General features: G+C 43.1%; 10 protein-coding genes and 1 other annotated feature. All 10 genes read right to left on the reverse strand.

Annotation, left to right across the window (positions count from 1 at the left end; translation table 11 throughout):
* Positions 1-18: 18 nt before the first annotated feature.
* A complete protein-coding gene (locus ABS301_RS05385; protein WP_349671237.1) occupies positions 19-1,353 on the reverse strand; it encodes an MFS transporter in 1,335 nt (444 codons plus the stop codon).
* Between the two features lie 12 nt (positions 1,354-1,365).
* Positions 1,366-3,429 carry a beta-glucosidase gene (locus ABS301_RS05390; RefSeq protein ID WP_349671238.1) on the reverse strand — a complete coding sequence of 688 codons (2,064 nt, stop codon included), beginning with the start codon at positions 3,427-3,429 and terminating at the stop codon, positions 1,366-1,368.
* A 5-nt stretch (positions 3,430-3,434) separates the two neighbouring features.
* Positions 3,435-4,352, reverse strand: a complete 918-nt coding sequence (locus tag ABS301_RS05395; RefSeq protein ID WP_349671239.1) for a helix-turn-helix domain-containing protein — start codon at positions 4,350-4,352, stop codon at positions 3,435-3,437.
* Between the two features lie 278 nt (positions 4,353-4,630).
* Entirely contained in the window at positions 4,631-5,851 is a 1,221-nt protein-coding gene (gene tyrS / locus ABS301_RS05400; protein ID WP_349671240.1) for a tyrosine--tRNA ligase, read from the reverse strand.
* Positions 5,852-5,890: 39 nt separating this feature from the next.
* Positions 5,891-6,144 (reverse strand) — a binding site (T-box leader).
* A 91-nt stretch (positions 6,145-6,235) separates the two neighbouring features.
* The gene (aroD, locus tag ABS301_RS05405; RefSeq protein WP_349671241.1) at positions 6,236-7,000 is read right to left on the reverse strand and encodes a type I 3-dehydroquinate dehydratase; all 765 of its coding nucleotides are present in this window, start codon (positions 6,998-7,000) and stop codon (positions 6,236-6,238) included.
* Between the two features lie 112 nt (positions 7,001-7,112).
* A complete protein-coding gene (locus tag ABS301_RS05410; protein WP_349671347.1) occupies positions 7,113-7,526 on the reverse strand; it encodes an alpha/beta hydrolase fold domain-containing protein in 414 nt (137 codons plus the stop codon).
* A gap of 163 nt (positions 7,527-7,689) precedes the next feature.
* Positions 7,690-9,534: a flavocytochrome c gene (locus tag ABS301_RS05415; RefSeq protein WP_349671242.1), complete on the reverse strand. Its 1,845-nt coding sequence runs from the start codon at positions 9,532-9,534 to the stop codon at positions 7,690-7,692.
* A gap of 211 nt (positions 9,535-9,745) precedes the next feature.
* Entirely contained in the window at positions 9,746-10,612 is an 867-nt protein-coding gene (locus ABS301_RS05420) for a sugar phosphate isomerase/epimerase family protein (RefSeq protein WP_349671243.1), read from the reverse strand.
* A gap of 22 nt (positions 10,613-10,634) precedes the next feature.
* Positions 10,635-11,645 (reverse strand): Gfo/Idh/MocA family protein, encoded by a 1,011-nt coding sequence (locus tag ABS301_RS05425; protein ID WP_349671244.1) that lies wholly within the window; start codon positions 11,643-11,645, stop codon positions 10,635-10,637.
* Positions 11,646-11,666: 21 nt separating this feature from the next.
* Complete coding sequence (locus tag ABS301_RS05430; protein ID WP_349671245.1) at positions 11,667-12,863, reverse strand: Gfo/Idh/MocA family protein; 1,197 nt, start codon at positions 12,861-12,863, stop codon at positions 11,667-11,669.
* Positions 12,864-12,875 lie beyond the last annotated feature (12 nt).

The following is a 12,875-nucleotide window of genomic DNA, read 5'->3' on the forward strand; positions in this document are numbered from 1 at the left end:
TTCTATATTAGAATTATTTCACCTTTTTCTCTCTGCAAGATCTTTGGAAATCTGTGGATAAATCTTATCTATGTTAGCAAACATTATAATTATCAGACCTGCTGCAAATAATACGAAGGGAACGACAGTAAACAGCATCTTAATGGCTGACACGGTCTCTGCAGTTTGTACTTTAAGAGCACCGTTATAATTTCCCCAAGCGAGCCCCCAGCCAACAATAGCTGCTCCAAGACCTGCCCCCACCTTCATACCAAAACTTGTTGCTGAATAGGTGAGACCGTCCATGCGTTCTCCCGTTTTCCACTCTCCGTAATCAATGATATCTACCACCATGGCAAATAGACCTGCTGTATGAGGAATTCCACCCACTCCCAGCAGTATCAGTCCTGCCACTGTTCCCTGCAAAGAAACAGGCATAATCATCATTATACCAACACCAAGCATCTCTAATATGTACCCGATTACAAGACTTTTCCACTTACCAAGATATTTTGAAATCTGGGGATATAAAAGATTACCGATCATTTTGGGTAAAATAAAACATAAGGTTAATGTACCCATCAATGCTGCGCTCCCCAGAACATCTCTGGCAAAATAGATCCGTATTCCATTATTAACACCAAGTGCAGTATAATTAATTATGAAAATAAATGTAATTAAAACAAAGTATTTGTTTTTAAACAGTATCTTAAATGAATGGGTAACCGACCCTTCTTTTGTCTTTTTTGATTCTTCTTTTTCTAAGGAATTACGCTCTTTTGTAACGAAGAACGTTATAAGCAGCAATACCACTGCAATCAGACCATAAATAGCAGCCATTTTGCTCCAGCCAAATTTATGAACTATTTTCATGGTGTTGTAATTGATCAGCAATACTACACCCATTGTACAAAAGAACCTGAGTGAACTCATGGTTACCCGCTCTTTCGGATCTGTGGTTTCCAGAGAGAGTAAAGTATTATAAGAAAGGTTGCATGCGGTATAAATTACCGCAGCCATAATTGTATAGGAAATCGCAGCATAGGCCACCTTCCCGCTGTTGCTTAACGATCCCGGCACACTGAACAGCAAGATAAGACCAACCCCCATTGGAACAGCTGACCAGAGAATCCATGGCCTTGCCTTTCCCCATCGGGTATGAGTTCTGTCAATGATCACTCCCATTCCCAAATCAGAAAATCCGTCCACTATTCTTGAAAGAAGCATAATTGTACCAATAACCGCCGCGCTGATTCCAACACTGTCCGTATAATACAGGGTTAAAAAGGAACCAATCGTCGTCCAGATAAAATTACAGCCTCCATCCCCTACTGCAAATGCAATTTTTTCATAAAATGGTATCTTTTTTTCCATCTTCATTTCCTCCTAAAATGTAATGGTTGTTTTAATCAGGTCCTCTGGCGCACTGCTGGTTCCAAGATACACCTCATACTCCATATGTTCTAATTCAAAAGCCCCTGTTTCTTCATTAAACCAGCAAAGTTCACTGACCGGACAGGATAAGATCACCTGACGCTTTTCACTTTGTTGTAAATGCACCCGTTTAAAACCTTTTAATGCCTTTACCGGTCTTTCTACCGCAGATTTACCAAATCCCACATACAGCTGAAGCACTTCTTCCCCTTCACGTTCTCCTGTGTTCTTAAGTTCACAGCAGGCATAGAGAATATCGTCTGACAGCCACGCTTTTATTTTGTCTACGGTAAATGTAGTGTAAGAAAGTCCGAAACCAAATGGAAGCTCTGGTTTAATTCCCTCCCGTTCCAGCTTCCGGTATCCATGAAAATATTCATAATACTGATTTTCAGCATCCCAATCCACCTGTGGAAGATCGTTTTCTTTTACAGGTATCACAAACGGAAGTTTTCCACTTGGATTAACATCACCATAAATAATCTCTCCCAAAGCAGTTCCGCCTTCCATTCCCGGATAATAAGCCATGATAATGGCACTTACACACTCTTTCCAGCTATCAATCATAATGGTGCTGCCTCCGATTAAGACAGCAATCGAATTTTTATTTTCCGGTGCAATGTTTTTTATCAGATCAATCTCATCTGCATGCAGACCTAATCCGGTTCTTCTGTCACCACCCACAGCTCCTGTGTAAACATCTTCTTTATTGGGGGCTACAAACTCTCCCTCATCATTAAAATCATATCCAACCACGAAAATAACTGCATCTGCTTCTTTCGCCAGTCTCCTTGAATGATTCCTGTCATCACCGTCATAATAAACTACTTCTGTATTAGAAGAAGCATTTGCAATTCCCTGCAGCGGAGTCACAACGTAAGCCGGATAAACCTGGCTGGATCCTTTATCACCGGTTGCCTCGCTTTGGGCCAGTCTGCCGAAAACCACAATACGTTTGGTCGTCCTCTTATCCAATGGCAATACGTGGTGCTTGTTTTGTATTAAAGTAATTCCTTTTCTTGCAGATTCCAATGCCAGCATAACATGCTCCCTGCATCCCACCTGCCTCATATTTACATTCTCCCGTACAGAGTTAAAAGCCAGGATTGTCCGAATGATACGAAGAACTGCATCATCAATTTTCTTCTCATCTACAAGCCCCTCTCTGACTGCCGTTACAAGGTTTTCGCCAAAATACTTTGTTACACACATCTCCATATTCTGGCCACCGTTAATTGCTTCAACTGTATCCTTTACCCCCCACACAAAATCACTCATAATAAATCCGTCAAATCCCCATTCTTCTTTTAAAACCTGATTTAACAGATAATCATGATGTCCGCACATCGCTCCTTTATAAAGGTTATATGCACTCATGACGGAAGCGGCTCCGGCATCTATGCACTTCTTAAAATGGGCGAGAAAAATTTCCCGTTCCGTTCTTTTGCTGCAATCAATATCTACCTTAAATCTTGCATTTTCCATTTGATTAAAGGCAAAATGCTTTAGACAGGCCATAACTCCATGTTTTTGCACTCCCTTTACCAGAGCTGCCCCCATCTCTCCCAGCAGATAGGAATCTTCGCCATACGTTTCCTGACTTCTCCCCCAACCGGGGTTATATGGAAGGTTAATACAGACTCCTGCAAACAGATTTCCTCCATATGCAAGCACTTCTTTTGCAATTGCCTCTCCAATCTCTTCCTCCAGTTCCGTATCAAAAGTAGCTCCTCTCAACATAGAAACAGGAAAACAAGTGCTTTTTCCATTTCCGCACACAACACCTCTGGGGCCATCGCAGAAAAGCATGGGCGGTACCCCCTGTTCTGCCATCCCGCCCGCCGGATACGGAAACTGATTATAATGCTCCTTCGTCTGTTTTTTTATGGCACCGCGTACTTCCTCAAACTTCATGCCACCGCTCATGAAAGAAACCTTCTCTTCCAATGTCAGATGATTCACAATTTCCTTTGCACGACCCGTAAATAACAACCTCTCCTTTTTGCTGCAATCCATTACAATCAGTCCTCCATTATTTTAAGCAGAAGCTGCTTTGCTTCATTTATTTCAAAATTCAGATAACCCCTTAATTCAGGTTTTTTTTCTATCTCTGTTTTTTGTTGGCGATACTCCTTTGGTGTTAACCCCGTACTCTTTTTAAAAAGACGGTAAAATGTATTCTCAGATCCAAATCCGCATTCATCAATAATGCACCCCATACTTTTATCTGTATTTTTTAACAGCCTTTTTGCCTCATTCGTACGAAATGTATCAACCATATCTTTGAGTGAAATTCCCATATGTTCCTTTAAATACCGATACACAGTCTTTTCACCCATGCCTAGCTCTTTATATAGATTATTTATAACATCCGGCTCAGACAGATTCGCTTTCAGATAATCAATCATATTCATTAACAGCGCAGCATCTCTGTCACACTGATCCGACTTCATAATCATGTCATATTGTACATATTCAAATAGATCAGCAATTAAACTATAAATCTCCGCACGAAGACGGTAACAGTTCTTCTTATCCTGATCAATTGCATACAGCACAATTTTTGCCATTTTATTTACAAAGTGACTGTATCGTATTTTTACAGGTACCTCGTCTAATACACTGTTTAAATAAAAGCGATAATTGCTGCTGTCATTGCTCTCCTTTTTAAAAAGAGCGGGATCCAGCTGCAATATCATACAGATATTTTCTCCCTCACTCTTTATTTCATGAACGGTCTTTGAATTTACAAGAACGATACCGCCTTTATGCAGAGTAATTGGTTTGGGACTGACGCTGATTGTAATACTGCCTTTCAGCACTGCAATTAACTCATATTCATAATGCCAGTGAAAACTGCTGCTTTGGATAAATGCAACAAATGCATTAACCGGATACTGATTTTTAAATTCTACTGTTTCGAAAATATATGAGCTCATGTCCATTTCCTTTTTGTGGGAATTTAATTAATACATTGTGATTATATCCTGTTTTTATTATTTTTGCTGTCATTATTCGATTGTTTCACTGTCAAAACAGGACATTGTCACAATTAACATTTTATATTCTAATTTATTTTATATATTTTGCACAATCATCGACATTTTTCTGGTGCAATCTCATCCTTCAAATAAGTTATATTCAGGCACAAAAAAACTCCCTTTCCAACGAACAGGTGAATTATCTCACCTGCCTGTCAGAAAGAGAGCACGACATTTTATTTTGCAATCACTTTCACAAACTTCTTCTTTCCCCGACGCACAACAGCTCCGTCAGCCAGCTGTTCTCTGGTATAGGAAGCTTTTATGTCATTCACGGTTTCTCCCTCTATGGTAACTCCGCCCTGTTCCACATTTCTTCTTGCTTCTGAACGTGAGGGTGCTAGTCCGGATTTCTGGAGAATGGTCAATATATCAACGCTGCCGTCTGTAAAATCAGCTTCATCAAGCTCACATAATGGCATATTTTCTGCATTGCCGCCTGTAAACAGCTCTCTTGCGCTCTGTTTCGCTTTCTCCGCCTCTTCTTCCCCATGTACCAGCTTGGTCAGCTCGTAAGCCAGAATTTCTTTTGCCTCATTTAACTGGCTGCCTTCCCAGCTATCCATCTCATCGATCTGGCTTAAAGGAAGGAAGGTAAGCATACGCAGACATTTTAATACATCAGCATCGGCAATATTTCTCCAGTACTGGAAGAAATCAAATGGAGAAGTCTTTTCCGGATCAAGCCACACAGCACCGGACTGGGTCTTTCCCATCTTTTTGCCCTCTGAGTTTAACAGCAGGGTTATGGTCATTGCATGGGCATCCTTACCAAGCTTTCTGCGGATCAGTTCGGTTCCTCCAAGCATGTTACTCCACTGATCATCTCCGCCAAACTGCATGTTGCAGCCATGGCGCTGGAACAGCTCGTAGAAATCGTAGCTCTGCATGATCATATAGTTAAATTCCAGGAAGCTTAATCCTTTTTCCATACGCTGTTTATAGCATTCTGCACTGAGCATCCGGTTTACTGAGAAATGAGGGCCGATTTCCCGCAGGAATTCAACGTAGTTTAAGTCCATCAGCCAGTCCGCATTGTTCACCATCATGGCCTTTCCTTCGGAAAAGTCAATAAAACGGCTCATCTGCTGTTTAAAGCATTCACAGTTATGGGCAATGGTTTCCACCGTCATCATCTGACGCATGTCGCTTCTTCCGGAAGGATCACCAACCATGGCAGTTCCTCCGCCGATTAAGGCGATTGGCTTATTACCAGCCTCCTGCAGACGTTTCATCAGGCACAAAGCCATAAAATGTCCCACATGGAGACTGTCTGCTGTGGGATCAAATCCAATATAAAATACTGCCTTTCCTTCATTGACCATTTTGCTGATCTCTTCTTCATTGGTCACCTGGGCTAACAGCCCTCTGGCTTTCAGTTCTTCGTAGATTGTCATTCCAATTCTCCTTTACAAAAAAAATAAACCCCGCCCTGTTAAAAGGACGAGGTTAAAATCTCGCGTTACCACCTTTTTTCATAAACAGCTCACGCTGCTTATCTCTTCAAGTACCGTCTGATACTCTAGCACAATAACGGGTGCAGGAATCCGTCGCCGCCTACCGGGCCTAAAAACCTTTGGGAGCGAAGCTCAAAGATGTATTCGCAGTGCGTTTTCCATGCGCCTTTCATCAACCGGCTGCTTTCTGTCTGGTTTTCCGTACTGTTACTTGTTCTTATCAATGCTTTTTCTTGTTTGTGAAGTTAGTTTTTAGTATATGAGGTTTCTATTTATTTGTCAAGATCCTTTTCCATCAAAAACGAGAAAAGCGTACGGATAAAATCATGAAATAATTTCATGGATCTGGCTGAGTATCTTCTTTAAACTGCTTACTTCAACCTGTCCTGGTGCTGATTCTTTCCCAACTGCAGCAAAAGTCAGTGCAGAGCCAAAAAATTCACCGGAAAACCGGCTGATCACACCCTCCTTTGACATGGACATGGTAATGATTGGTCTGTCTGAAATATAGCGTGATATCTCATACGTCGCTGTCAGCAGCACCATAACATCTTCCACATTTTGGGGCATCACCGCAATTTTGGGAATATCCGCATCAAGCTCAATCATCCGCTCCACACGGCGATACAGTTCTTCTTTGTCCGGTGTTTTCTGAAAATCATGATTGGAAGCGATGACAGGGACTCCCAGCCTGTGAGCTTCCTCCACAAGTATTTTTGAAGCCTCTTCATCAAAAAACAATTCCACATCAATGAGATCTATATAACCGGAACGGATCAGAGCAAGATTTAAATCAATATACTGCTGCACACTGATTTCCTTTTCTCCCCCTTCTCCCGCAGTCCGAAAGGTTGCAAGGAGAGGAACCTCCTTAAGGGCTTCCCGGATATAACCAGCCGCTTCCACAACTTTACTGATTTCATATGCCTCATTAAACCAGTCAATCCGCCATTCCGCCACATCGGCACCGCCAGCTTTCAAGTCCTGGGCAGACGATACCACATCTTTCAGTTCTATTTCAACAATAGGCACGCATACCTTAGGCACACCTTCGCCAATGACCACATCTCTCACTCTGACCGTTTTCATACTAAATTCCTTTCCCTGTGCTCCGTCCAGATTGCACCAACTGTATTTTTTCTATTATAGCGTTGAACGATAAATAGTTCAAACACAATTTTTATTCAGGGAATGGTTCTGTTTATACTTCCTTGATTTTCTCCGCGATCAGCCTGGCAGCAGGCTCCCAGAACTGCCCAAAATGGGGGATAAAGCCATGCTTTGCCCCAGGAACCCGTTGTATGGTAGTCTCTATTCCCAACTGGGCAAGCCGAAGACCATAGGCTTCATCTTCAAAGCGGAAATCACATTCTCCCGCTGTAATCACTAAGGTTCTTGGGAGACGGGCAAGCATATCATCCGTTGCAGCGTAAGGATTTGAAAAGGGATCCTTGAAGAAACGTTCTTCCTTACGGAAGAGGAGATCCAAAAAGCAGGTTCCGCGCATTCTCATCTTCCGCATGAAATCGCTTTCCTCCTCAGGAGCTTCCTTCTCCTTCATATCAATACACCGTAAAAGGATGACCGTTCGCTTCCATTTCCAGGACCTGCACATCTGCAAGTGACTCAAACGCTTTTATTTCTTAGCTGTCTATATACAAAAAGTCTCATAATCTTTCCAACCCGGAAAAAGCACTTATAAAAATAGCGCTGGAGGAATTCCAGCGCAATCCTTATTACTATCATATCCCCGGGTTTCCGGCTACCTGATTCCAGAGTTATTTCGCATTCAATAAAGCTGCTGCAACCGCCTCTTTGATTCCCTGAGAAGAGTTGGTTGCACCTGAAACCCCATCTACAGAAGTACTCTGTGTTCTGATAATGGCTGAAGTGACCGTCTTCTCTGCTGCCTCATAGATCCCGGGAGTCTCATGATGATCTGTCAATTCTACGGAAGTCACACTTCCATCTTTCACAACCACCTCTACTGTAATATCTCCGTTATTCCCTTTTCCGGTTCCTGTATAAGTTCCGTCCTTATAATTTCCCTTTACTTCTGGCTGTGCTGCTTCGTCTTCCCCTGCAGCCTTCATTGTTTTCTCCGTAAAACCGCCGTTTTTCATAACGTAGTCATAAGCGGCATTTCCCGCCAGTCTTCCGAAAACCACAATATCAGTCACTGCGTTTCCTCCCAGCCGGTTTGCTCCATGAACGCCTCCAACTACCTCTCCGGCTGCAAATAATCCCGGAATTGCATTTCCGTCCTCTTTTAGAACCTGGGTAGCTGTATCAATCTTTACTCCGCCCATGGTATGATGAACCGCTGGAGCGCACAGTCCGGCGTAATAAGGAGGCATGTTTAATGGAACTTCCATGCTTTCTCTTTCAAATTCTGTATCCTTGCCACCTGTCTGATATGTTGCATACTGTTCCAGTGTGGCTTTCAGCTGATCCTTATCAACACCAATTGCCTCTGCCAGCTCTTCCGGAGTGTCAGCCTGGGTAATGATGCCCTGACCGATATATTTTTCAATAGCAGATAAGCTCTCTCTTACAGACTGGTCAAATACCATGAAGCAGGTTTTTCCTTCCTGATTTAAAATGGCCTCTGAAACAACATCTCTGGTTTCCAGCTCATTGACAAAACGCTTTCCGGACCGGTTGACTAAAATTGCTCCGTTTCCACGAACGCCTTCTGTGTACATGGTGGTTGTATCCGGATTCACGGTAGGGTGGGTCTGGATCTGATCAATATCTACAAGCCCTGCCTTCAGCTCTTCTGCCATAACAATTCCGTCACCAGTGGCACCGGAGTGATTGGTGGTGCAAAAACCGGCCAAATCTTTTCTGTATTTTACCACCAGCTCAGAATTGGCTCCAAAACCTCCAGATGCTAAAATTACAGCCTTACATGAAATAGTATAAGGCTCTCCATCCTTTGTTACTGCCTGCACTCCCACCACGGCGCCCTCTTCGTTCAGTAAAATATGTACTGCTTCCGTCTCTAAAAATACAGGTACATCCAATTCTTTCAGTTTTGCATTAAGAGCATTTACAAGCATGGGGCCCACTGCCGATGTATCAGACGGACGGTGGATTCTCTTAACACTGGCTCCGCCGAACTGCCCTACTACCGATAAATCTCCGCCTATTTCGTTGACCCACGTAACTGCGTCTGCGGATTGCTCCGCCATTACCTGCACAAGCTTTGGATCATTTAAATTTTTGCCGCCCTTCATGGTGTCTTCCACAAACAGCTCAATGGAATCTTCAATTCCATCAGCCTTCTGGTACGGTGTTTCAGCTGCATTTAAACCACCTGTTGCACGGACGGTATTTCCTCCTGTAATAGGCATTTTTTCTAATACAATCAGATTTGAAGCTCCTTTTTGTGTGGCTTCAACAGCCGCTGTCATACCGGCCCCCCCTGCTCCGATTATAACAATGTCTGCCTGTTTTTCGTCTTCTTTTGATTCACGTTCCAGGGTGCCTTCAGCTGCCGCTTCCTGAACATTCTTTTTCCCGGATTTGTCCAGACTGGTATAGGCCGGACCGGATAATACAATTACAGCTGCTGCCGCTGCTGCCATCGCAGCAATACCCACAAATATTCCTTTTTTCATATCATTCTCCTCACTTTTTCGCTGTTAATAACAGTTTTTTAAGTTAATTAATTGCATGAAAACTTTGATAATAATTTATCATACATTGTTCACTTTAAAAAGTTTTGGAATGTAAAGAAGACCTTTTGTAAGTAAAAAAAGAGTTCCTTTACAGGAACCCTTTCTTGTGACAGGACACAAAACAGCGTTATTATCTGTGAATATCAGTCCATTAATACAGCTCAAACCAATCCTTATAACCTAATTCAATCAGATGATCGCGGCTGATCCTCAGACTTTCAAAGGAATCACGGTCATAAGTATCATCCTGCTCAATCAAAAAATACTCGCTCCCTCCTTCAAACCCGGCTTCCACACACTCTTTTACAGGCAGACTTCCTTCTCCCAATTCTGCAAATTCAATAGTATCAGTAAATGCCTGCATAAAGGTCGTTTTGTCAAACGCACCATCCGGAAGCCTTACTTCCCTGATCCGATAATCTTTCAGATGAATCAGCCGAATCCTGCCTGCATATTTTTTTATAAATTCTACCGGATCTTCTCCCCCACGCTGGATCCAGTGAATATCCAGTTCAAAACCCATATACCGGGTATTGTCTTTAATTATATCCAGCAAATACTGTCCATCATATTTTATAAACTCTATATGATGGTTGTGATAATACAGATCTATCCCGTGCTCTTTCAGCTTCCCAGCATAGTCATCCGCTCTTTTTACAAAATCCAAAGCTTTATCACGGCTGCCCATACAGTTGACAGGAAGCATGCCAATACGCAGCAAGTCACAGTTTAATGCCTTGCAGTCTGCCACAATTTTATCAAAATCAGTAGTCAGATATTCTCCCGGCATGCCAGGCATCATGGGTTCTAAAGAAGCGCTGCAGGCAGCTACCTTAATGCCATATTCCTCACAAGCCCTCTTTATATCACTCACATTTTCCGGAGTCATGGGTATCTGGCTGATCTCCACACAGTGATACCCCATCTCTGCACAGGCTTTCAATGTCTCATATGCCCCTAATTCATCAACTTTATTCTTGATCGTACTCATTTGAATTCCAATTAAACCTTTTTTCATTGCAAATATTTCCTCTCATATTTTATTGTTCCTTTAACGAAGCAAACATACCTGTACGTCCTGACTCCTGTATGGAATCAATCAGACGTATGCTCATCAGCCCATCTTTGACATGCAGATAATCCTGATCGTCTTTTTCAATAGAATCATAGAATTTATTAATCAGTTTCCCATGGCTGGCTCCGTAATAGAATTTAGAGCCAAAAAACTTTGCATCCTCTGCCAGCTGTTCCCTGCCGCCATCTGGATGGATACGATACAGAACATTTTCAATAATGGCAAATTCCGCCTGATCCAATTGAATCGAGATCTGTACGCTTTCATTTTTATAATTTGCATTGGTTGCCATAAACAGACCATGGGCACCGTTTTCATAGAAGAGATTCGCCATAACGGTATCTTCCACTTCTATTCCATAGTCCAGAAGCTGACTCACCGATGCTTTCACACCATTCACGGGACCTCCCAGATAATACAGCAGATCCAGAGTATGAACGGACTGGTTAATCATACAGCCGCCTCCGGCAGTATCCCATTTTCCCCGCCAGGGTTTGCTTTCATAGTAATCTCTGGAACGGGACCATGGCACAACCCCTTTTGCAGCGCAAACTCTGCCATATTTTCCGCTGTCAATGATTGTCTTCAAAGCTTCCACAGATTCATTGAATCGGTTCTGAAGGCAGATTCCCATGTGAATGTCCGGATGTGCCGCTTCAAAGTCAGCAAACACCTGCCCCTGTAATTGATTTAAAGCCACAGGCTTTTCACATAATACATGGACTCCCATCTCTGCAGCAGCAATAGAAACCGGTACGTGAAGGTAATGAGGCAGGCAGATATGTACCACATCCGGTTTCTCCCTGGAAATCATATCCTGATAACTGGTATAAAACGGCACTCCCTCCGGAGCCTGATCTCTTTTGTTTTCCTCTATGTCACAGACTGCAGCAAGAGTAATTTCAGGATTGTTTTGAATACACATCATATGAATGGAAGAGATGTCTCCCAGGCCGATGACAGCCGCTCTTTTCATATATACTTCTCCTTATTGTGGTTATCTGGTTTTAAATTTCCCCTCTGCAGCAATTCTCTTATTTAATTCCCGCAGATACAAATCCTCGTCAACAGGGTTTTCCACCTCAGTTCCCAGCCAGGACGAAAGCAGGCCTGCATTGGCCAGGTTAACACCGTTGATGCCGTCGGAGCCAGGAGCCAGAAGCGGCACTCCCTCCAGAATGTGAAGTGCAAAATTTTCCATGACGGAAATATGCTGAACTCCCCAGCCATCGGTATTTTCAAAGGTTTCTTTCAATATCATGTCTCCTGCACCAGCTGAATTGCCGCTTGTCAGCTTATGTACATCCATCATGCTCATGGTCGCATTCATTTCGCTCTCATCTTTTTTCAGCCGATATACGGTAGCGGTTTTACTGTCATCTACCACAATTTTACCCCCATCCAAATCTATTTCCAGTCGATCTGTTCCAATGGGATCATGGGTGCAGGTAATAAAGCTGCCGGTAGCGCCGTTGCTGTATTCTGTTACAATGGTAACGTCATTTTCCACAATAATATCTCTGTGGCTGCCGTAAAGACATTTTGCAATTACCTTATCGGGCACTCCGCAGAGCCACTGCCATAAATCCAGCTGATGGGGGGCCTGATTTACCAAAACGCCTCCGCCTTCCCCACCCCAGGTCGCGCGCCAGTCACTCTGCTTATAGTAACTGTCCGGACGCCACCAGGAATTGATAATCCAGCTTGAGCGGCGGATTTCCCCCAATTCTCCGGAAGAAACCAGCTCTTTCACCTTCTGGTACAGTTTATTTGTCCTTTGGTTAAACATGATTCCAAACGCCACATCTTTATGGGCCGCAGCGCATTCGTTCATCTCGCGGACTGCTTTTGCATAAACTCCTGCAGGCTTTTCCACCAGTACGTTCATTCCATGTTCCAGGCAGTAAATAGCAATTTCCGTATGAAGATAATGAGGAACGGTCGTAATCACCGCATCTACATCTCCGGATTTTACCATGTCCTTCCAATCTTTATAAAAAGGAACTTCCGGATATTTTTCCCTGCATATCTCCTCTTTTGCCGGATCATTGTCACATAAGGCTCCCAGAGTACAGTGGGGAGGACACTCCACCGCCGGCATTCCTGCAAATCCTGCCTGTCCGCTTAAGAATCCTGCATATGCGCTTCCCTGCACACCTGCTCCGATCAGTCCATATCTTATTTTTTTTTCCATTTTCATTCTCCT

Source organism: Lacrimispora sp. (assembly GCF_031982545.1).
In the GTDB taxonomy this organism is placed as follows: Bacteria; Bacillota; Clostridia; order Lachnospirales; family Lachnospiraceae; genus Lacrimispora.

Excerpts from the sequence above, each read along its gene's own strand:
- ABS301_RS05385 (WP_349671237.1), bottom strand. The coding sequence starts at position 1,353 with ATGGAAAAAAAGATACCATTTTATGAAAAAATTGCATTTGCAGTAGGG.
- ABS301_RS05390 (WP_349671238.1), bottom strand. The coding sequence starts at position 3,429 with ATGGATTGCAGCAAAAAGGAGAGGTTGTTATTTACGGGTCGTGCAAAG.
- ABS301_RS05395 (WP_349671239.1), bottom strand. The coding sequence starts at position 4,352 with ATGAGCTCATATATTTTCGAAACAGTAGAATTTAAAAATCAGTATCCG.
- tyrS (WP_349671240.1), bottom strand. The coding sequence starts at position 5,851 with ATGACAATCTACGAAGAACTGAAAGCCAGAGGGCTGTTAGCCCAGGTG.
- aroD (WP_349671241.1), bottom strand. The coding sequence starts at position 7,000 with ATGAAAACGGTCAGAGTGAGAGATGTGGTCATTGGCGAAGGTGTGCCT.
- ABS301_RS05410 (WP_349671347.1), bottom strand. The coding sequence starts at position 7,526 with ATGTGCAGGTCCTGGAAATGGAAGCGAACGGTCATCCTTTTACGGTGT.
- ABS301_RS05415 (WP_349671242.1), bottom strand. The coding sequence starts at position 9,534 with ATGAAAAAAGGAATATTTGTGGGTATTGCTGCGATGGCAGCAGCGGCA.
- ABS301_RS05420 (WP_349671243.1), bottom strand. The coding sequence starts at position 10,612 with ATGAAAAAAGGTTTAATTGGAATTCAAATGAGTACGATCAAGAATAAA.
- ABS301_RS05425 (WP_349671244.1), bottom strand. The coding sequence starts at position 11,645 with ATGAAAAGAGCGGCTGTCATCGGCCTGGGAGACATCTCTTCCATTCAT.
- ABS301_RS05430 (WP_349671245.1), bottom strand. The coding sequence starts at position 12,863 with ATGGAAAAAAAAATAAGATATGGACTGATCGGAGCAGGTGTGCAGGGA.